This is a genomic window from Sphingomonas vulcanisoli (assembly GCF_011761305.1).
Lineage (GTDB): Bacteria > Pseudomonadota > Alphaproteobacteria > Sphingomonadales > Sphingomonadaceae > Sphingomonas_I > Sphingomonas_I vulcanisoli.
On sequence record NZ_JAAOZC010000004.1, the window covers coordinates 339,961 to 359,739 of the forward strand.

A 19,779-nucleotide genomic window follows, 5' to 3' on the forward strand; every position below is an offset into this window, starting at 1 on the left:
GCCGGGCCAGCTTTTGCGGGAAGTGGGTACTCAATGCGCACCGTTCTCCATGGCGCCAGCGAGCGCAGCACCGACCACTTGGCCCATTTCATAGGAACTGGTGATTCCCTGGATGAAGGGGTGCCGACTGAGCAAGAAGGGAATGCTCAGGCAGTAAAGGCGCATGGCCGCAGGGTTATCTGACACAGGATGGAAAAGTTCGTCGACTGCGATACCCTTCGGGCCATCGGGATGACCTTCGCCGACGTCGTGGACGACATCTTGATCCAGAAGCGACGGAAACGGGAACGCCTCGATCCCAAGCGGGCGCTGCCCGGTTGCTTCAACGAAGACCGGGAAATGGCGGCGCTCGCCTTCGAGGATCACAATCGCGCCTTCCTCCGCGCTACGGGAGTCGACGCGATAGTCGTCTCCGAGCGCCATAACATCCAGATGCCCACAGCGGTGCAGGGCTAAGAGTCGCTCGATAGAGAGGTGGGGAACAGTCGCATATTCGTCGACAAAGATTGGTTTCAAAGAGCGGTTGAACCGGTGAAGCGCTTCTTCATCGAGATACGGCACAATCAGAGCCAGCACCTCTTGCATGCGAAGGATCGCATATCGCCAGGGGACGGTGAACCGGGCGGCAAAATTCGCGCGCGCCTCGCGGAGATTGGTCTCAGCCCATTCAAAAGGGTCAAAGGCCGCGCGGTCTGCAAAATAGGCCTCGGTGAAGTCCTCCAGCGCTAATTCGTGCAGATTGAGGTGCGCCGCATATTCTGGATCGGCCTGCGCCAGCTCCTGCTTAAACAGCGCATACGATCGATCGAGGAGAGTGTCGCAGCCCTCCTCTATCAGCCGACCGACAGCATCGGGGGTGCAGATCGCAAGCGGCTCGTAAGGCACGGGATGATAAAAATCGGCCTCAGGCAGCAGGCCCTTACGGGACATCATGACCATGAGCAGTGCTTCCGCACCCGCATCCACCCGATAATCGATGCCGCCATTCTCGGTCTCGATGAAGGCGCCGTGCGCGGTGGCCAAGGCAACGACTGCGTCGATCGCCGTTAGCGAGCTGCCGCGAATTCCTATCGAAGTGGCCGGGGCACGCTGCAAAGCCGTCGCCGGCCAGGGCGTCAGAAAGTATCCGGGCCGCACCTCGGGTTCTTCCGGCCATTGATGACCCGTCGCTATGACCACTTGATCGAAGATCCGGGCATATGGCGCGCCCTTTTTGGGCTCGACGAGGACTCGTAACCCGGCCTCTTCCGCCACGATGTCCTTGACGCGGCACGTTGCCGCAATCTCGACAACGATGCCGCGCGCGCGGGCGCGTTCGACCACCCCGTTGAATTGATCGAGGAAATATTCGCCAAGCGCCAGGCGTGGGTAAAACGCATGCTCATCAATCTGCTCGGGATCGATGCCGAGGCGCACCAGCCGAGCGCGCGGCTGACGCTGCAGCCATTCGAGGAGCGTCTCTTCGATCGGCGGTATTTCTACGCTGGCGATGTTCGAAAGCATGGCGGGATCGTTCCAGCCTGGCCGATATGGCGTGCCGAGCCCGGCACGCGGTTGCTCTTCGAAGATCGTTACATGGACCGGCCGAGCCACCTCGTTGATCAAGGCACAGAGCGTGTAGATCGTTGTCGGGCCGGCTCCGACGAATGCAATGTGAAAAGGCATCGGGGCAGCAATGCACGTCGCGCATGTTTGTGCCGCCGTCGGCTTCATTCAGGCGTGTGACCTCATGGGCCTAAAAACATAGTGATTGAGTGCGGCCACGGCCGCGGCTCGGAGAGCGCCTAGTCGGCGGAAATCCAGGCATCGCTGCAGATCAGGATCAGCTCTCGCCTGGCGGCTGGCTGCGCCAGATGCGCCTCAACAGCCGCCCGATCGTCTCTCGGCAGGCGGCGGATAATTTCCGAGACGCTGCGGCACAGACCTGATCTTGCCAGATCAAACGCCCGATCGATTGCGGAAATTTCAGCCATCGCGATGCTCCTAGCCCAAATGGCGGGAAGCGAAGAAGAATTTTCGCCCGTGCACTCGCATTTGGGAGCGGCGATGATCACCATGGTATAGCCGCCGCCGATATCAGGTTGTAGGAGGCGCAGCATGAATCAGTTTGAAATCTATCTCGCGAATGCTGAGGCGCAACGCGCCGCAGCGGAAAGCACCGCCCTCGCCAATCGGCGCGAAATGCATCTGCGATCGGCCGAAACATGGGAGACCATGGCGGCGGCCCTCCGCGATACGGCGGGCCGCGCTCTTGTGAATGAGGCTGCGAAGGCGGCGTTGAAGACAAGCGCCTGATCACGAGGCCGAGACGGGCGACGGCATGCCGCCTATTGGCACCGCGATCTCCTCTCCGTTGGTCGGCCGACAGATATTGTGCTGGGTTAGCAGGTTCGATCGACTTTCTTGGTAGCCCAAACGCAGCAGATGCTGCTGAAACCGTCGTCGACCCATTCGTGTCGACTTAGCCGCCGACCTGGTCTCCCTGACTTCGACGTGACAATCTCAGTCGGTCGTTCCGTGATGCTATTCGCCTTCGAGCAAGGCCTTCACCCGAAATTTCTAGGGCAATGGTGCTACAAATGTGTATCCGGCATCCAAGCCACCGTTCCAGCCTATATGGGTAAAATCTTGCCGAACCGAGACGATATTGCCGCATTGCCGGGCCGGCGCAGCCTTCTCACCGGGGCAACAGTCGCCGCGGTCGGGCTTGCCTCGTCAACCCGCGCCGCCGCGCCGGCCAAAGACGGCGGGATTATCAAGCAAGTCGTCCATAACCCGGACAAAGGGCCGAACAGCGGAACCCACGCGCTGAGGCTCCGCAACGTCAGCGAATGGATGTTCTTCGCCGGTCACTCGGCGATTGGCGCGCATGGCGAGATTCTCTTTCCGGGGGACGCCATCGCGCAGATGCGCTGGATCTGGGGCAGCCTGGAACGCCTGCTCGTGCAGGAAGGCTACAGCCTGGGCGACGTCATCCAATTGAAGATGACCTGCATCGCGGACGTGCCGATGCCTGATCGGGTGAAGTTCCTGGAGATCGTGGGGGAGGTGTTCCAGGGGCAGAAGGTCATGCCGGTGGGATCGACTATGTCGGTGGTGGATGCGCTGGCGCTGCCCGGGATGCTCTGCGAAGTCGATATCACCGCGGCGCGTTAGCGCTAGGCGTTGGCGCTCCAGCTCTTTTCGATACGCGCACATTCTTCGCGCAGCAGACCGACCAGCACCTCTTGCCGATCCGGCTTCATATGCGCATCGACCGCCGCGATACTCAGCGCAGCTTCGACGTGACGGTATCGGTTGAAAATCGGAACGCCGACCGCCTTCATACCCGCCGTGATCGCTCCGTCGTTGAGGCTATAGCCGCGGCGCCGCGTTTCTGTGACCAATTGGCGTAACAGGTCGGCCGAAAAAACCGGGGAGTATCGTTGCACCCGGTCCTGATTGGCGATGATGGCCTGTTCGATCTGATCGGCTTCGAGCGCGGCGAGCAACGCCAGGCTGCCTGCGCCGACGCCCAGCGGGCGCCGGTCGCCGACAGCCAGGGTCAGGGTCTGGATCGGGTTGGAGCCGGTCTCGCGGGCGAGGCACACCGCATCGTGGCCACTGCGCACCGAAAGGTAGATCGTCTCGCCGGTTTGCTCGGCGAGCCGCAGCAGGCTCGGCTCGCACATATCCTTGATGTTGAAGCGCCGCGACGCCGCCATGCCGAGCGCGAAAAGTTCGAAGCCGAGCCGGTATGTTTTGGTATCCGGATCTTGCGCAATCAGCCCCTCCCGCATCAGCGCCAGCAACAGCCGATGCGTGGTCGCCTTGTTGAGCTGCAATTGGCGGACGGCATCGACCAGGCGGAGCCCCGCCGCATCCTGTTCGGCAACGAGGCGCAGGATCGTCATCGCGCGATCGAACGTCTGCGTGCCGGACGGACTCGGTTCAAGGGCTCTATCGGCTTTGTTAGGCATGGATGACGCCCCTGCCCGCCTTCGTCAGCTCGATGCTGTGCGCCATGATGCGGGCAAAATCCTGCGCGGTCTGGCCGGCCTCGCCTCCCATCCGCATCGCGGTGTGGTTGAGATGGGATATGACGCCGGACCTCCAAACCGAGCGGGCATCGCCAATGCGCGCCGTCCAGGCATCGACCGTGGCGGCCGCGATCCCGCGCGCATCGAGCGCCGGCAGCCGCGCGATCCCGGCATCATCGATGCCGACGCCCGCATCGTTAAAGATCGCTACCCGCGCGGCGACCTTGAGCGCCCTTGCCGCATCGCGCCCTGGTAATCCGCCATGCGATCCGATGATGAGGATGCGCCCGGCGTCTTCGGGGCAGGCCAGCGCGGCAGAATCGAGACCCCAGATATCGCTGCCCGCGATGTGCCCAAACGCAAAGCGCGCCTCTTGAATCGGCGCCCCGTGCCACTGTGCACGGCTTGCGCGGAGCAGCGCGGCTGCGCTCGGGCACGGTTGACCGACGGCGACGCCAAGGTTTCGCGCGCTGCGGTTTGCGTGACTGATAATGCCTCGGGCGAAGCAATCCCGCGCATCGCCGATGCGGGCGCTCATATGGGAGACCGTCGCCGCCGGCAGATAATGCCGATCGAACATGGCCAGAGACGCGATGCCTGCATCGTCGAACCCGCCGCCGGCGTCGTTGAAAATAACCCCCGCCACGCCCGCTGCCGACGCGAACCTGCCGGCAATCGCCCCGCCATGCGATCCGGTGACCAGAACCACCCCCGCGAACTGATCGCCGAGCGTCGTCACCGTATCCGCTGCAAAAATGGGGCGCAGATCCACAATTATGCGCCGCTAAGACCAAGCCTGGTTCGGGACAGCGCGCGCGAGCGGGGATCGAGCGCCACAGTGCCATCGGCGAAGAATTGGTTCGGCGGCCGTTTGAGACCGAGATGCTCGCGCAACGTGCTGCCGTGGTACGAAGTCTTGAACAGACCGCGCGCTTGCAGGAGCGGCACGACCTTATCGCAAAAGTCGGTCAGACCGCCCGGGAGCCCGGTGAAAATCAGATTGAACCCGTCCGCCGCGCCGACGGTGAACCAGCGCTCCATCTCGTCCGCGATCGTCTGTGGTGAGCCAACCAGGGCGAGCCCGCGATAGCCGCTGACCCAGGCCACCAGTTGCCGGATCGTCAGTTTCTTGTCGCGCGCTTCCTGAATGATGCGCTGCTGCGCGCTCTTGATCGCGTTGGTCTCGGCGATTTCGGGAAGCGGGCCATCGGGGTCGCATTGCGACACGTCCTGGCCGAGAAATGCGGTGAGGCTGCGCAGACCCATGGCGTAAGGCACCATCGCGTTGAGCCAGGCCCGCTTTTCCTGCGCGGCCTCGTCGGTATCGCCGACGACCACCAGCGCACCGGGCAGGATACGCAAATCGTCCGGATCGCGACCCGCCTCACGCATCCGCGCATGCAAATCGTCGCGAAACGCGAGACCGGCTTCGATCGTCGTTGCGGCACCGAAGATGACCTCCGTGACCTCGGCGGCGAACTGCCGTCCGTCCTCCGATGCGCCCGCCTGGATGATCACCGGCCAGCCCTGAACCGGACGCATCGCGTTGAGCGGGCCGCTTACGGAGTAGAACCGCCCCTTGTGATTCAGCCGATAGATTTTCTTTGGATCCGAAAAGACGCCGCTATCCTGATCGCGCACAAAGGCATCGTCGGCGAAGCTGTCCCACAGGCCCGAGACGACATCGAAATATTCGCGTGCTTTCTGATAGCGGGTCGCATGATCGGGATGGTTTTCCAGCCCGAAATTGGCCGCAGATTCGGTGATCCAGGTGGTAACGATATTCCAGCCCGCGCGGCCCCGGCTGAGATGATCGAGCGAGGCCAGCATCCGGGCCATGTTGAACGGTTCGGTAAAGGTCGCGGAAGCCGTTGCGACCAGCCCGATCTTTGACGTATGCTGCGAAATAGCGCTGAGAATTGTGAACGGCTCGAACGTGGCGATGCTGTCGGTCGCCTGCAAAACCTCCTCGCTTGCCGCCAGGACGCCGACATGATCGGCGTAGAAGAAGCCGTCGAAACAGGCCGCTTCCAGCCTCTTTGCAGCATCGATGAGCACGTCGAGATTGGTATTGCCGTCGGCGGCGTTCGCCGGATCGCGCCAGCCCGCCGGATGCAGGCTGGTCGGCCGCACGAAGGCCATCAGGTTCATCTGTGTGCGGGACATGCCGTTTGGTCAGGCCATGACGTGCGCACGTGGAAGGACCGAAGCCTGACCTTCTTCGGCGCCGAGATGCCGAAGATGCGGCATGACCTTGGTTGCAAACAGCTCGAACGAGCGGATGCGCTGCTCTTCCTTGCCCCAATCCTTGCCGCCGACGATCAGGAACTGGCCGAACCCGCCGGACTTTTCGTAGAAATCCTCGATCTTCTCGCGGACCGTATCGGGCGAGCCGATGAACAGCAGGCCGTCCTCGATCAGCTTCTCGACCGTCATGTCGCTATAATCTTCCCCGGGCCGGCGGAAATCGGCCAGCGAGAAGTCAAAATATTTGCGCGTATAATCGAGGTGCCGACGCAGCGCGGGCACGACCTCCGCAAAAGCGCGCTCGTCGGTATCGGCGATATACAGGCCACGTGTAGCGGTAATGTCCTGGGGGCGTGCGGGTTGCCCCAACCCTTCCAGCGTGTCTTTGAACATCGTGGTCAAGCGGCTGATGGTCTTGGCGCTGGCCCACTGCGACGTCAGCAGCCGCCAGCCCCGGCGTGCCGCCTCGGCGATGAGTGGCTGGGTGGTGGATGCCACCGCGATCGGCAGCTTCCTGGAGATCGGCTTCGGCCAGATCGCCACGCCCTTATGCTGATAATATTTGCCGATATGGTCGAATGGCTGCTCTTCCTCGAAGCAGCGCGAGATGAGGTTCAGGGCTTCCAGCGCGGCGGCATGCTGGTCGACGTCGGCTGCGCAGGGGCCGGAACCCGCGCCCAGAACGTAACGGCCATCGGTAAGGATGTCGGTACAGGCCGCTTCACGCGCTACCTGGGTGGGATCATAGAAGCCCAGACGCCGCACCGCCGTTCCCATCACGATCCGCTCGGTCAGCGCGGCGGCCTTGGTGATCATCAGTTCGGGCACGGGCAGCGCATCGGGAAGGAAGCTGGCGCGATGCTCGCTCACCCAGGCCTCTTCCATCCCGAGCTGCTCGCACAGCACGATCTCGGCAACGTCGGCCGCCCAGGCGTCCACCGTCCGGTCATACTCGCGAATGCCCTGCCCGTTTGAAAAGAGGCCGAAACGCATCACGCACTCCTATATCGCCAAAGTATAAGCTTTGACCTGTCTACTTGGTCCACTTTATGGATCGAAAGCAGCAAGATCTGTGCCGACCCCCATCCAACCCCTTGACCTCGGTGTCAAGATATTGCCCGTTGATAGAGCATAACCCTTGCTTTAGCACCTGGACATAACCGTGTTATAGCGGTCCATATTATAGAACTCGAAAGGAACGGGATTGGCAGCAAGTTCCGTGATCGTTGAGCGGGGTGACGCGCACACGCTGAGCATGTTCACCAAATTGGGTTGGGGCGTCGGGTCGATCGGGATCGCGACCTCGGCGATCACCGTGAACATCATGCTGCTGACCTTCATGGTGACGATCCTGGGGGTCGAGCCATCGGTCGCGGGCGCCATTGTCGCGGGTGTCCGGGTGCTGGACATATTCGTCGACATCATGGTCGGCACTTGGAGCGATCGCACCATATCGCGGTGGGGACGGCGGCGGCCCTGGCTTCTCGCCGGTTCGGTGTGCAGCTTCCTCGCGCTGAATCTGCTGTTCTCCGCGCCCTCGTTTATCACGCCGCGGACCAGCCCGGTCTATATGAGCGCCGCGCTGATCTTCTTCTATGCGGCTTATTCCATCTTCACCGTACCCTATATGGCGATGCCCGTGGAAATGTCGGACAGCCGGCAGGAGCGCACATTGCTCATGTCGGTGCGGGCGGGCTTCCTTTCGGTCGGGGGGCTGATCGGCGTCGGCCTCGGCCCGGCGCTGATCGGCTGGTTCGGGCAGGGCGGCCCCGCGTATTCGAAGATGGCGCTCGGCATGTCCGCAGTCGTATTCGTGGCGATGGTGACGAGTTTCCTCACCACCCGCGGCGCGCGCACCCTGGCCCCGGCAGATGCGATGCGGCCGAAGATGTCGCTCGATTTGCTTCGCACGCGCAGCTTCGCCTGCCTGCTCGCCTCCAAGTTTTTGGCGCTGTTCGCGGTGAGCATCAACGCGACGATGATGCTGCTCTTCCACTCATTGATCACGCAGCGCGGTCCCGCCGGGGTCGCCTTGGTCGGACTGGTGTCCAGCATCGCCGCCTTACTCTTCCTGCCTGTCTGGCTGCGTCTGGCGCGGCATGTGCCTAAACGATGGCTCTACATCGCCGCGATGGTGATCTTCAGCATCGCCATGGCGAGTTGGAGCTTGTCCGGCCCAAGGGAATCCAACGGGTGGTTCTACCTGCGCGCTATCGCCGCCGGCGTGGGCAGCGGCGCGATCACCTTTCTATCGGGGGCTTTGTTGCCCGAAGCCATCGAAGATGATCGGCGGCGGAGCGGCATTTTCCGCGAAGGTACGCTCGCCGGAATGTTCATCGCCACCGAAAAGACCGCCTTCGCCGCCGCCCCACTCGTCGCCGGCCTGATCCTGTCGATGACCGGATTTCGCGGCGGCCTTGGCGCGGCGGGTGGCGCGCAATCCACTGCGGCGACTCTCGGGGTACTGCTCGCCGCCTCGATCGTCCCGGCCTGCGCGGCGCTGATCGGCATCCTGCCCGCTCTGGGCGCGCCGAGGGCCACGGGCAGCGACGATATCCGGCAGGCCTGAGGTCGCTTACCGTCCGCTTTCCCAATTTCGCATCGGGATCCGCTAGCGACGGTTTTCAGGGCCGGAGCAAGACGGCTCTATCCACGTGATGGCCATTACGTCGATGTGTCTAGCAAGGCGGAGCGATTTGGCCGGAAATTCGGTTTTGCTTAAGCAGGGGTTCCCGATGACCGAAATGCGAATGACTCGCCGTGAAGGGTTCGGATTGGCGGCGGCTGCCGTCGGGGCGGCCGCTTTGCCGGCGGCGGCTGAGGCCACCGCGCCTCCCTTTGTAACCAAGGTGGATTTCAAGGATCCCAAGTGGAACCGCGATACATATGCGCGGATGGATGGCGACCTCGATCCCACGAAGGAGAAGCTCGGCTGGCTCAAGGGCACGGCCTATGGCGTCCGCGACAACGAAAAGGTCCGCCCCCTGTTCGGGGTCGAGGGGTTCAGCTTCGTGCGCATCAAGCGCCTTCCAAATGGCGACTGGCGGCGGATGCTGCGCGAAATCGTCTTCTATCGTGACCTCGATAGCGGCAAAATCCTTGAAACTTGGCACAATCCTTACACAAACGAGGACGTGCGCGTGGTTCCTATAGCCAACGATCCATTCAATTTCACGATCAGCGATTCGATTGAGCCGCCGCCTTCCTACGGCGGTCTGCAGACCGAGAAGCCCGCACCCAAACCGTTCCTCCTCGATTGGAGCGACGGGCCCGACGGCACGCTGATCTGCCGCACCGGCATCGACATGATCTATCCCAGCGCGCTCCAGCCCAACAAATGGCCACGCGAATCCGCAGGGCCGATGAACCGCGTTTCCGAGCATTTCATTTATACGATCAAGCGCAAGGATGCCGAGAACCCGCGGCTGACCAACCTGCCGCTAGTCGGCGCCTGGTCGCGTATCACGCCTTGGCTGCCGTGGATGCTGATGGGGCAAGCGCCCGGCAACATCAGCTATTTCACCAATTTCGCCACCTTGAAATCGATCGCCGATCTGCCGGCCGATCTCGTGGCGGCGGCGCGCGCGGTTAGTCCCAAATATCTGTCGGCACCCACCGAGGATTACGGACCATCGCTCTCGAGCCTCGAAAATTATGCAAAAACCCAAAAACCTGCGCCAGTGCCGGCGGGCTGGACGCCGCCGCAGCCTCCCGCGCTGAAAATGCACTGATGGCGACCCGCGCCGAGCCTGCGCCCGCCGCACCCGGCCTCGGGCTGGGGGGTCAGGTCGGCTATGGCGCCGGCCAGGTCGCGGGACAGGTGTTCCGCGATGTGCCGTCGCTGCTGCTGCTGTTCTTCATGACCACGGTGCTGGGGATCGCCCCCGCCATCGCCGGTGCGGCGATCTTCGTGCCGAAGCTGGTCTGGGGGGTGGGCTGCGACCTGACCGTCGGGGTGTTATCCGATCGCTGGCAACGCAAAGTTGCGCGGCGCTGGTGGCTGCTGGGGGGTGCGATCGGCGCGCCGCTGGCGATGATCGCGCTGTTTCATGTGCCGCAGGCGTCGACCGGGGTGCGCGTTGCCTATGTCGCCGGCGTGTTCAGCCTCTACATGGCAGTGTTCGCCAGTTTCTCCGTCCCTTATCTCGCGATCGCCGGCGAGCTGACCGCGAATCCCGGCCAGCGCAACGTGCTGATGGCGTGGCGGCTGGTGTTCACGTCGGTCGGTGTGCTGACCGCAGGCGCGCTGGCGCCGGGGATCATCCAGGCCAGCGGCGGCGGCCAGAATGGGTATGAGACGATGGCGCTGGTGCTGGCGGTCATCTGCCCGGTCGCGTTGCTGATCGCCTTCCTATCGATCGGCAAGGGACTCCCACCCGCCCCGCAGGCGCCGCGAGTCCGCCTGAGCTTTGGCGAGGCGGCGGCGGTGCTTGCGCGGCCCCGCTTCGCGGTGCTGCTCGGCGCCAACCTGCTCCAGCTCGCCGGATCGGGGATGGGCTATGCCGCGATGCTGTATTTCCTCAGCTACAATATGGGCCGCGCCGATGCGTTTCAGTTGATCGGTGCCCTGGTCGTCATGGTCTGCGTCGGCATCGTCGTCGCGCAGCCTTTGTGGGTGTGGGCGGCGGCGCGGATCGGGAAAAAGCGCAGCTACCTGATCGGCACCGCAATCTATGCCGTGACCTACGCGATCTGGGCGTTCGCCGCGCATTGGGGGACCGCAGCCGCCTATGCGCTGGCGTTCATCGCGGCGGTCGGTAATTCGGGCTGGGCGATGCTCGGCTTCTCGATGGTGTCCGACATCGCCAGTGAGGACGAACGCCACGCCGGCCTTTATTCAGCGGCGTGGATCGCCACGGATAAGATCGCCTTCGCGCTCGGCGGCACGCTGCTGACCGGGCTGCTGCTGTCGGGGTTCGGCTTCGATTCCGCCCGCGCCGTGGCCGGGTTGCCGCAAACACCGCTGGCGCTGGTCGGGGTCGCGGCGGCGTTCGGTCTGGCGCCGGCGCTCTTCAACCTCGCCGGCGGGCTGATCTTCTGGCGTTGGGGACGCGAAGGCTGATCATAGCGTGATCACATCCTTGCCGAGGTGAGCGGCCGACTTGAGATAGGCATGCCGGCCAACGCTTAGTTCCGCCCCTTGAGCGTTGCGAGATAGGCGATGATATCGCCGCGCGCTTTCGCATCGGCGATGCCGCCAAAGGTCATTTTGGTCCCCGGCACTGCCTGGCTCGGGCGCTTGATAAAGGCGTCGAGGCTCGTCGCGTTCCAATTCAGCCCCGATGCGCTCAGCGCGGGCGAGTAAGCGTAGCCGGGCCGCGACGCCGCTTTTGCGCCCACCACGCCCGACAGATTTGGCCCCACGGCATTGGGAGCGCCCGGCGCGATGGTATGGCAGGCCTGGCATTGCAGGAACAACTGCTTGCCGCGCACGGGGTTCGGCGCGCTGGGAACGGTCTGTGCTTCCAAGGCGAACGGTACAGCCAGGGCGCTCATCGCCAGGACGATCGCGGGTTTGATAAACGGCATGGTCTCCATCCTTTCGGCCGTCATAGCGCTGCGGCCCACCTCCATTATTGAGATGACCGATATATCCATCCTATGAACAGGCTCCGCTCGCCGGTCGAACGGCCGGGCAGGATCGTGTCGAACGGCAAGGCATCCGAGGAGTGACGCCATGATCCTGACCCGCCGTTCGTTCACGCTCGGGGCAGCCGCGCTGGGGGCGGCGACCGCCGCCGGCGGGGTCCGCGCCGCGCCGGCCGGCGGGATGCTCGATACGATCATATTGGGCGCCGGGATGGCGGGGCTCAACACCGCCTGGCTGCTCGAACAGCAGGGGCAAAAGGTGATGGTGCTGGAGGCGCGGCAGCGCGTCGGCGGCCGTGTCTTCACATTGCTCGATCAGCCCGGAACGCCCGAAATGGGGTTCAACGCGATGGCGGCAGGCTATGGCCGCGGCATCGATGCCGCCAAGCGCGCCGGCGTCGAGCTATACGACGTCGCGCCCCGCTATCGCGCGGCCGGCGGCATGGCGCTGGTCCTCGACGGCAAGCCGCTCACCCGCGAGCAATGGGCCGCTTCGCCGCTCAATCCCTTTCCGGCTCCGTTCAAGACGGCGATGCCATGGGAGATCGTCAACAAGATCGTGGCGGCCAAGACCCCGCTTGCCGATTGGACCGAGTGGACCGATCCCAAGAATGCCGCGCTCGACGTGTCGTTGCGGGATTTCCTCAAGAGCCAGGGCTTGTCCGATCCCGCGATCACGCTCGCCTACGATACCGCGCCTTATTACGGCACATCGGCGTTCGATGTCTCGGCACTGATGCTCGAATTCAATGACGGCTTCATCAAGACGCAGGCCCTCGCGGGCCCGCAATCGCTGGCGGTGAAGGGCGGCAACAGCCGCCTGCCGATGGCGATGGCCAAGCTGCTGAAAGGCGATCTGCTGCTCGGCAAGGAAGCCGTCGGCATCGTCAGTGAGGCCGACGCTGCAAGCGTCCGTTGCGCCGACGGCAGCACCTATCGCGCCAAGCGCATCGTCTGCGCACTGCCGTTCGCCGTGATGCGGAGGATCAAATTTGCGCCGGGCTTGTCAGGTGTGCAGGCGCAGGCCGTGGCGACCCTCGGCACACAACCGCTGTCGGCCGCGTTCTTCACCATCAAATCGCGCTATTGGGACGTCGACACGCTCAACCCATCGATGTGGACCGACGGTTTTGCCGGCACGGTGCAGGCGCAGCTCTTCGGCACGACCGATTCCGAAGTGACCGGCCTGATGGTCCAGGGGCGTGGCACCCTGGCGCGCTACTGGGATCGCCTCGGCAAGCCGGCCGCGCTCGAGCTGATCACGCATTCGATCGAAGCCGCCCGGCCGGCCGCCAAGGGCCAGATCTCGCCCGTGACGCTGCATTCCTGGGAAAGCGAACAATTCAGCGCCGGCGCCTGGGCCGTGTTTGGCCCAGGGCAGGTCCACACGTTGGCGCCCACCATGGCAGCGCCGGCGGGCCGCATCCATTTCTGCGGAGAGCATACGGCAACCGGCGCGCGCGGCCTCGAAGGCGCACTCGAGTCATCGGAGCGCGTGGCGATCGAGGTTTTGTCCGCCTAAGGCGATCGTACCTGGTCTCCCTAGCTATGATCTTGAAGCTGGTCTCCCTGCAAGATTGGACATTGCGATTTCAACCGACCCTTGTCCTAATTGCTAGCCTTGGAATTTTGCACTCGACGAGACCTGAAGGAGGCATGTGGCTCTCGCGCAAACATCGGATGTTGTGGGGTCAGCATAACCCGCCTGTGCCTCGCGCTCGACGTCTCCCGGCGAACGCTGGAGACGGTGTTCCAGCGTCAACTCGGCGTGGGCCCTGCGCGTTTCATCAAGGCGTTACGCCTCAACTAGATTCGGCACGAAATTCTTTCGTGGTCAGGCGCCGGCCGGCCGGTCGCTGGTATCGCCGCCGATTGGGGCATCTGGCATCCCAGTCATTTCACCGTGGATTATGGGACGATGTTCGGCAATCCTCCTTCGCATTCGTGGCAACGCAGCGGCTAACGCACCGCATTGACGCTTCCTGCCGACGCATGGCTCAGCTCCGGAACTTTCGTTCCCACGGTTCGCAGCAGGCGTGGATATAAAGGCACTTTTGGGAGGCATTATCGCTCGAGATACGATTGCTCGCGATGTGCCGCACGGTAGCCTATGATCTCGGCGCCGTGCTGCCGCGGATCTGCGTGCAGCTAGTTGTGAAATTCAAGCGCCAGGTAAAAAGCATATTTGCCGGCGGCGCTTCTATGCTGGATCATTGGCCCGCCGGAACCAATGATCGCCCACTTGGGAGCGACCTGCAAGCTCATGCCCACGTCCAATCCCGTGCTTGTCGCCGTGTCGATAGCGTCGGCGGTCTGGTGATAGACCTCGCCGCCAAGGGAAAGGCGCTTAGTTATCTGTCGCGTGAGAGCGGCGCCTTCGAAACTATAGCTGCGATTGCCGGCGCCTGGATTGTAGGTCCATCCGCCCCCACCGAATACTGACCAGGGGCCGAAGTCCTTTTGCGCCCATAAAGGGATGGAAAAGCCAACGCGGCCAGATCCAAATCGCTTGCCGCCCGTCGGTAGATCGATTTTTGGGAAGAGGCCGACGTCAGGCAGATCACTGCCCGCGGCTTGATGGAGAAACCGATATTTGGCGCCAAGCTCGGTGTCTGCGATGCCGATGCGCGCGCCCGCACCGCTTTGATGATCATAAGCAAGGGACACGACCGCGCTCAACTGCAGATCCCGGGCGCCACCATAGTTGATATCAAACCCACCGTTGCCGGCTGTCGCCCGGCGCAGGACCGTCCCCGACGCAAAACCATATGTTTCCCACTTGCCAGGGTCGGTTGGTTGCGGATCGTCCGTGACATAAGGCGGCCCGGCTTGAGCACTCGGCCCAAAGGCAAGCATCACCACAGCGACGGTGGATCCGAGAATAAGCCCCTTGCTCACGATGCTTAGTTCGTTGAGCGCGAATGTCGCCCAGCGCGCTGCGGGAGGAGGACGATACAGAGCAGGATAAAGGCAGCCAAGACCGCAGACGCCAATGGCCGGCTGAAAGCCAGCCCTCCTTCCGCCACGGGTTTGTCGAAGAAATCCCCCAAGGTTGCACCGAGAGGGCGCGTGAGAATGAATGCCAGCCAGAACAGGACAACGCGCGAGATATTCGTCCAGAAATACAGGAACACCAGCACCGCCAATGCGGCCGCGAAGACAATCGCCCCGCCGCCGAAGCCTAGCCCGCCATCCGCCGCCCAATCCCCAAGGGCCGTGCCGAGCGTTTGAGAGAAAGTGATCGTCACCCAGTAAAAGATCTCGGCCACGGGATTGGCAACCGTCTCAACCGAGACGCTCCCAGTGGTCGCATACCAGGCCGCGAGCGACGCAAGCACGCAGGACAGCAACAGAAGCGAACCGCCAGCATAGCCGATACCAAGAGAACGATCGGCGAAATCGGCCATCGTCGTGCCCGCTGTGGTCGATGCGATGATCGTGAGCCAGTAAAGCGCGGGGTGAAATCTCTTCGCGACGACTTGGCCCGCCACAAGCGCCACCAGCAGCGTCGCAAAAATTGCCGTTCCGATGAGATATCCAAGGTGCATCGTCATGGTGACGGTGTCGCCAGCGGTCTCGCCGAGGGTGGTCGCTGCGATCTTGATGATCCAAAAGGTGAGCGTCACTTCGGGGACTTTGCTCGGAAGTCCCGTATCGCCGACGATTTTTTTCATGGGATCCTCCGGATCAGCGGGCGGTGTTGATGGCATCAAACACCAGCACCCGGGCAGTGCCAGGCACCACTCGTGAGCGGCCACCGGGCGTTGGATTGGGTTGGGTATCTGCAGCAACGACAAACAGCCGCCCAGTGGCCGCATCCACCGCCATCGTCCGGCCGCTCACAGCCGTGGGAAGAGGATCGAGCAGCTCATAATGGTCGTCTGAGCTTTGCTGGTAGATGGTGACGGTGCCATCACCGCCGTTCGAACTGAAAATACGTTTGCGCTTTGGGTCGAACGCAATGGCATCGCTCCCCCGCCCAATCGCCAGCTCGGTCAGCACCTGGCCGCTTGCGGCATTGACGACCATCAGCTTGGCGTTGATGCAGCCCATGAACAGCCGCTTCGTGACCCCGTCATACGCGAGACCATGCGGGCTGGTGCAATCGGGCGTCGGCCATTGCTGGACGACGCGATTGGTCCGCGTGTCGATCTTCAAGAGGTCGCGCTTCGCTTCTCCCGCCACGTAGATGACGCCGGGTTCCCCAGCGACGGCATATTCCATCTTCTCGCCGGTCTTGATCGTTGCGATCGCGCTGTTCGTTGTGGGGTCGATCACCGTAATGGCTGCAGGATCGCCCTCTATGACGAAGATGTGGCCGGTCGCCGGGTCTGCCGCGATCCCATCGGCGTCTTGATCGGCCGGTATCAGCTTGATGGCCTTGAGCGATTTCAGATCGAAGGCCACGACCTGACCATTCCGACCGTCGTCCGTGTACCCCCGCCCATTCGAAGCCGAAATCGCGGTGCCATGTGTACCACCTTCAATGCCCTCAACATTGCCGATCACCGTGGCTGACTTGGCGTCGAGAACGGCGAGACGGTCGCCATGGGCGATATAGACCCGTCCGGTCGCGGCATCCGCGACAGCATAATCCCATCGATCCGGCGAGCCGAGCGGAACGGTTTTCACGAGCCGATAGGCCGGGGCCGCCGCTGCAGGCGCTACGCACATCATCAAAGCAGCTAGTGCGAGGCTGCGTCCCGCTAACATGCGCATGATCTCGTCTCCAAATCGGTCGAAGCTCCAAGCCGATCGGCGGATGCAGGATTTACCGCTCGCTTGCTACCTGGACATCGCACGGCCGCCAGCAAAATTATCTCGGACGTCCCCGCGCTCTTTTCAGCGGTGCCGAACCGAACGCATCTCGGCGGCGGCAGCCTGAAACTGACGCTGAAACGCCGGCTGCTGCATAAGACGCTCGGCGATCATCATGCCGAAAGCCTGGCCTGCCGCCAGATCGCTGGGAAAGTGCTGCTCGCAGATGATGCGACTGTGGGCGTAGTCGGCCGCGCGCGATAATATGGCGGGCGCGCGGTCGGGAACGAGGCGCGCGAGGATTGCGGCCATCGAATAGGCCATCGTCGTATGGCCGCTCGGATAGCTGCTTTGGGGATCATCGTTGGTGGCGCAGGCATGCAGCGATGCGTCGACGATCCAGGGGCGGTTGCGCCGGAAATGATCCTTGGCCCGATCGACGGCGGCTTTCTCTTCTTGCCGAACGGTTTGAAACAAGGCCTTCGTCGCCGGAAGCCTGTCGAGATCGAAGCCCGGCCCGATCGCATCGGCGAACAAGCTGACCGTCTTGGTCTCCCCCATAGTTCTCGCCTGCGCTGCCTCTACCGGAGTTCGCGTGCGATCTTCTGCATGAAGACTGTCGAGTTCGGATTGTTCGATCGCGCTGTTGTCCGCGGGCGGCGGCGGCAGCAGCAACGCAGGATCGAAATTGCCCGCATCGAGAAGCAGGGCGCCGGTCGGCGCCGGTTTCGCCGCGATGAGAAAGAAAGCGACGAAAGCCAGCGCCGGGCCATGACGCATCAGAACTTCACCGTGATATCGCCCGTAACCTGGCGGCCAGGCTGGTAGTAGAGTTGGTCCGTCGTCTGGTTGAGACCGCGGAACGTGTTACCGGCAGGGCCGGCGCCTGAAAGGCCGATATTCTCAATTCTGCGGGAGTTGAACAGGTCGGTGACGTTCAGGCCGACACGCAGATTATGCCATTCGTAGCTCATCGCCAGAATGGCATCGTTATAGGGTGATATCCGCACCGAACGCGCCAGGACGAAGAAGGTCTGGGTGGGATCGAGCGACTCGTTGGTGGCATATTGCGGGCCAGTCCACTTATCGATCAGCGAGAAGCGGATGGGGCCATGCTTGTAGAGCAGGCCACCCGCCGCCGTTCCCTTCGGCGCATTGGAGACGGGATTATGCGTACCTGCCTCCTTGGCATAGTTCAGCGAGCCGTTTGCAAAGACCGCGAAGCCGGCGGGAAGGGCATAGGTCACCTGACCCTCGATCCCCTTGTAAAGAACGCGGCCGGCGTTGAAGAAAGCGGTCTGCGAGGCGCCGGTGTTGTCGATCACCGTCTCCTGCTGAATCTTATTGTTGATCTTGATGTAATAGACATCGGCGTCGAAGCTGAGCCGCTCGCCATGATAGACGAAGCCCGTCTGATAGTTGGTCGACGTTTGGGGCTGGATCGACGAGAGGCTCGGATTGTTTACGTAGAGATCACCCAGGATGGGGACCGACATTCCCTTGGCGAACTGACCATAAACCGACATCTGCGATGAGATCGCATAGTTGGCGGTCAAGAATGGCAGCGATTTCGTGTAGGTCTTGCTGATATTCTGGGCGTAGCGCGTCGTCTGATTGTACGCCGCGTGAATAAAAATATTGAAGTTCACATATTTGAAGCCGGGCGTGATCGTGAGGCCGGACACGGGACGCAGTTCCAGCTCGCCGAAGCCTTCGGTATGGTTGAAGCCGCTGTTCTGATTGAATTTGACGTAAAGCGGAGTGACCGCGCCCGTCGATGGGTTGGTGACCTTCTTCTCGACATAGTTGAAGTCGCCGGTGACGAGATTTACGTCGGTTTGCTGGCGGAAAGTATCCGCCCGCTCGATCCACAGGCCCGCCGTCAAAGCGCCGAAGCCGAAGTCGTACCGGGTCTTGGGGATAGTCCCCCAGACACGATATTTGTTGGTCTTCGTATAGCCCGGGACACCGGTGGTTTTGGTGCCATCGGCCAGTGTCACCGTCGTGTTGGCATTGGTCGTCGAAAGAACGCCCGTTGGCAGCGTCGTGGCCGCATTGCCGCTGAGCGTTTCGTTATCGTAATAAAAGGTATAGGCCGTGTTGACGAAGGTAAACCCTGGCGCAATCTCGCCATCCAGCTTCGCAATCTCGAAATCGGTCGTCTTGGTCGTGGCGTTGTAGTCGATGTAGCTCTGGCTGGTCGGATCATTGTTCAGGTTATAATATTTGCCGTACAGCGCCTGCTGGGCAAGCGTGACACCATTCTTGTCAGGCTGATTGAAATGGTTCTTGTTGTAGGTGCTCAGCAGCGACAGATGCACGCTCGATCCAATCGGGATCACGACTTTGCCGAAGATGTTCTTCTGGTTGTAACCGCTCAAGCTCAGTCGCCCATCGGTCTTGATATATTGCGCCGAAACGACCGCCTCGGTGCCACCCAGCTTATCGATCGCGCCTGACTGGAGCAGCCCGCGGAACAGATAGGTGTTGAAGCTGCCGTAAGCGCCCTTGAATTCGGCGGAGGGGTCAGCCCGCGTCTCGCGTGAGAAGAGGTTCATATTGCCGCCATAGGTGGATTCACCCAATTGGCTGGCGTTGCCCGGCCCGCGATCGATCACCAGAGTCTCGATCGTGTTCGATGGGAAAAACGTGTTGGAATGGTGCGTCGGGCCGTTGGTGTCGCCGAACGGAACACCATCATAGGTGATATTATATTCACCGTCCTGAAAGCCGCGGATAGTCGTCTTGGACTCGTTCAGGCCGACACCATTTTCGCCGCCGCTGTTGGCAACCGAAGGAGAAATCAGCGCGACATTGTTGAAGTCCGCGCTGGCGGGCAGCGAATCCTCGATGAACGATCGCGACACGATCGATGCCGGCTGCGTTTCCCGAAGCGACGCGGTCACCGGGGCGATCGCATTCGCTTTGGTGCCTGTCACGACGATATCCGAACCTTCGGCAATGCCATTGTTGGCGGCAGGCGGCGCGGGCTCGGGCGCCGGGTCGGCATCGGTTGCGTGCGCGGCCTGGCTGGCAAGGGCAAACACCAGAGCAAGCGCCGGAGCGGTGGAGCGGGCGTGCGAACGCCTTACCGAAATCGTCATGGCCGAATTCCCCGTCAGATGTTTTGGCTGTCGGGGCGCGGTTAGGATCGGTCTGTGACAGT

General features: G+C 62.3%; 18 protein-coding genes. 6 read left to right on the forward strand and 12 right to left on the reverse strand.

The genetic code is table 11. The annotated features are described in order from the left end of the window. Positions 1-30 precede the first annotated feature (30 nt). Positions 31-1,713, reverse strand: coding sequence for an FAD/NAD(P)-binding protein (locus FHS31_RS10455; RefSeq protein ID WP_243843394.1), 1,683 nt, complete (start codon positions 1,711-1,713; stop codon positions 31-33). 71 nt (positions 1,714-1,784) lie between these two features. Next, a complete protein-coding gene (locus FHS31_RS10460) occupies positions 1,785-2,099 on the reverse strand; it encodes a hypothetical protein (protein WP_167073309.1) in 315 nt (104 codons plus the stop codon). Here FHS31_RS10460 and FHS31_RS10465 point away from each other — a divergent pair. Then, complete coding sequence (locus FHS31_RS10465; RefSeq protein ID WP_167073310.1) at positions 2,098-2,295, forward strand: hypothetical protein; 198 nt, start codon at positions 2,098-2,100, stop codon at positions 2,293-2,295. The two genes, FHS31_RS10460 and FHS31_RS10465, sit on opposite strands and share 2 nt — an antisense overlap. Positions 2,296-2,616: 321 nt before the next feature. Then, complete coding sequence (locus FHS31_RS10470; protein ID WP_167073311.1) at positions 2,617-3,156, forward strand: Rid family hydrolase; 540 nt, start codon at positions 2,617-2,619, stop codon at positions 3,154-3,156. A gap of 2 nt (positions 3,157-3,158) precedes the next feature. Here FHS31_RS10470 and FHS31_RS10475 read toward each other — a convergent pair whose 3' ends face one another. The 4 genes from FHS31_RS10475 to FHS31_RS10490 are packed head-to-tail and all read right to left on the reverse strand — an operon-like array spanning position 3,159 to position 7,259. Further along, positions 3,159-3,959 carry an IclR family transcriptional regulator gene (locus FHS31_RS10475; RefSeq protein ID WP_167073312.1) on the reverse strand — a complete coding sequence of 267 codons (801 nt, stop codon included), beginning with the start codon at positions 3,957-3,959 and terminating at the stop codon, positions 3,159-3,161. Continuing rightward, positions 3,952-4,758 (reverse strand): hypothetical protein, encoded by an 807-nt coding sequence (locus tag FHS31_RS10480; protein ID WP_208408655.1) that lies wholly within the window; start codon positions 4,756-4,758, stop codon positions 3,952-3,954. Before FHS31_RS10480 ends, FHS31_RS10475 begins: the two co-directional genes overlap by 8 nt. Before the next feature lie 35 nt (positions 4,759-4,793). Further along, the gene (locus FHS31_RS10485; protein ID WP_167073313.1) at positions 4,794-6,185 is read right to left on the reverse strand and encodes an LLM class flavin-dependent oxidoreductase; all 1,392 of its coding nucleotides are present in this window, start codon (positions 6,183-6,185) and stop codon (positions 4,794-4,796) included. A gap of 9 nt (positions 6,186-6,194) precedes the next feature. Beyond that, positions 6,195-7,259: an LLM class flavin-dependent oxidoreductase gene (locus FHS31_RS10490; protein WP_167073314.1), complete on the reverse strand. Its 1,065-nt coding sequence runs from the start codon at positions 7,257-7,259 to the stop codon at positions 6,195-6,197. A gap of 211 nt (positions 7,260-7,470) precedes the next feature. Here FHS31_RS10490 and FHS31_RS10495 point away from each other — a divergent pair, with 211 nt between their 5' ends. The 3 genes from FHS31_RS10495 (at position 7,471) to FHS31_RS10505 (ending at position 11,328) form a co-directional block, all read left to right on the forward strand. After that, positions 7,471-8,835, forward strand: coding sequence for an MFS transporter (locus FHS31_RS10495; protein ID WP_167073315.1), 1,365 nt, complete (start codon positions 7,471-7,473; stop codon positions 8,833-8,835). Between the two features lie 181 nt (positions 8,836-9,016). Continuing rightward, the gene (locus FHS31_RS10500) at positions 9,017-9,997 is read left to right on the forward strand and encodes a DUF1838 family protein (RefSeq protein WP_243843395.1); all 981 of its coding nucleotides are present in this window, start codon (positions 9,017-9,019) and stop codon (positions 9,995-9,997) included. After that, a complete protein-coding gene (locus tag FHS31_RS10505) occupies positions 9,997-11,328 on the forward strand; it encodes an MFS transporter (RefSeq protein WP_167073317.1) in 1,332 nt (443 codons plus the stop codon). Before FHS31_RS10500 ends, FHS31_RS10505 begins: the two co-directional genes overlap by 1 nt. Positions 11,329-11,393: 65 nt before the next feature. On the opposite strand, the gene FHS31_RS10510 is transcribed toward FHS31_RS10505, so the two are convergent. Further along, on the reverse strand, positions 11,394-11,840 hold the full coding sequence (locus FHS31_RS10510) for a c-type cytochrome (protein WP_167073318.1): 447 nt from the start codon (positions 11,838-11,840) through the stop codon (positions 11,394-11,396). A gap of 103 nt (positions 11,841-11,943) precedes the next feature. Between FHS31_RS10510 and FHS31_RS10515 the strand changes: the two genes are divergently transcribed. Beyond that, positions 11,944-13,377: a flavin monoamine oxidase family protein gene (locus tag FHS31_RS10515; RefSeq protein WP_167073319.1), complete on the forward strand. Its 1,434-nt coding sequence runs from the start codon at positions 11,944-11,946 to the stop codon at positions 13,375-13,377. A 626-nt stretch (positions 13,378-14,003) separates the two neighbouring features. Here FHS31_RS10515 and FHS31_RS10525 read toward each other — a convergent pair. The 5 genes from FHS31_RS10525 to FHS31_RS10545 all read right to left on the reverse strand — a co-directional run bounded on the left by FHS31_RS10525 (position 14,004) and on the right by FHS31_RS10545 (position 19,717). Further along, the gene (locus tag FHS31_RS10525) at positions 14,004-14,753 is read right to left on the reverse strand and encodes a hypothetical protein (RefSeq protein ID WP_167073320.1); all 750 of its coding nucleotides are present in this window, start codon (positions 14,751-14,753) and stop codon (positions 14,004-14,006) included. A gap of 5 nt (positions 14,754-14,758) precedes the next feature. Further along, positions 14,759-15,529 carry a COG4705 family protein gene (locus FHS31_RS10530; RefSeq protein WP_167073321.1) on the reverse strand — a complete coding sequence of 257 codons (771 nt, stop codon included), beginning with the start codon at positions 15,527-15,529 and terminating at the stop codon, positions 14,759-14,761. 13 nt (positions 15,530-15,542) lie between these two features. Next, positions 15,543-16,574, reverse strand: coding sequence for a YncE family protein (locus FHS31_RS10535; protein ID WP_167073322.1), 1,032 nt, complete (start codon positions 16,572-16,574; stop codon positions 15,543-15,545). Between the two features lie 123 nt (positions 16,575-16,697). Next, a complete protein-coding gene (locus FHS31_RS10540; protein ID WP_167073323.1) occupies positions 16,698-17,393 on the reverse strand; it encodes a phosphatase PAP2 family protein in 696 nt (231 codons plus the stop codon). Further along, positions 17,393-19,717 (reverse strand): TonB-dependent receptor, encoded by a 2,325-nt coding sequence (locus FHS31_RS10545; protein WP_167073324.1) that lies wholly within the window; start codon positions 19,715-19,717, stop codon positions 17,393-17,395. Before FHS31_RS10545 ends, FHS31_RS10540 begins: the two co-directional genes overlap by 1 nt. Positions 19,718-19,779 lie beyond the last annotated feature (62 nt).

Coding starts and splice junctions, on each gene's coding strand:
- FHS31_RS10455 (WP_243843394.1), bottom strand. CDS start 1,713: ATGAAGCCGACGGCGGCACAAACATGCGCGACGTGCATTGCTGCCCCG.
- FHS31_RS10465 (WP_167073310.1), top strand. CDS start 2,098: ATGAATCAGTTTGAAATCTATCTCGCGAATGCTGAGGCGCAACGCGCC.
- FHS31_RS10460 (WP_167073309.1), bottom strand. CDS start 2,099: ATGCTGCGCCTCCTACAACCTGATATCGGCGGCGGCTATACCATGGTG.
- FHS31_RS10470 (WP_167073311.1), top strand. CDS start 2,617: ATGGGTAAAATCTTGCCGAACCGAGACGATATTGCCGCATTGCCGGGC.
- FHS31_RS10475 (WP_167073312.1), bottom strand. CDS start 3,959: ATGCCTAACAAAGCCGATAGAGCCCTTGAACCGAGTCCGTCCGGCACG.
- FHS31_RS10485 (WP_167073313.1), bottom strand. CDS start 6,185: ATGTCCCGCACACAGATGAACCTGATGGCCTTCGTGCGGCCGACCAGC.
- FHS31_RS10490 (WP_167073314.1), bottom strand. CDS start 7,259: ATGCGTTTCGGCCTCTTTTCAAACGGGCAGGGCATTCGCGAGTATGAC.
- FHS31_RS10500 (WP_243843395.1), top strand. CDS start 9,017: ATGACTCGCCGTGAAGGGTTCGGATTGGCGGCGGCTGCCGTCGGGGCG.
- FHS31_RS10505 (WP_167073317.1), top strand. CDS start 9,997: ATGGCGACCCGCGCCGAGCCTGCGCCCGCCGCACCCGGCCTCGGGCTG.
- FHS31_RS10510 (WP_167073318.1), bottom strand. CDS start 11,840: ATGGAGGTGGGCCGCAGCGCTATGACGGCCGAAAGGATGGAGACCATG.
- FHS31_RS10515 (WP_167073319.1), top strand. CDS start 11,944: ATGATCCTGACCCGCCGTTCGTTCACGCTCGGGGCAGCCGCGCTGGGG.
- FHS31_RS10530 (WP_167073321.1), bottom strand. CDS start 15,529: ATGAAAAAAATCGTCGGCGATACGGGACTTCCGAGCAAAGTCCCCGAA.
- FHS31_RS10535 (WP_167073322.1), bottom strand. CDS start 16,574: ATGCGCATGTTAGCGGGACGCAGCCTCGCACTAGCTGCTTTGATGATG.
- FHS31_RS10540 (WP_167073323.1), bottom strand. CDS start 17,393: ATGCGTCATGGCCCGGCGCTGGCTTTCGTCGCTTTCTTTCTCATCGCG.
- FHS31_RS10545 (WP_167073324.1), bottom strand. CDS start 19,717: ATGACGATTTCGGTAAGGCGTTCGCACGCCCGCTCCACCGCTCCGGCG.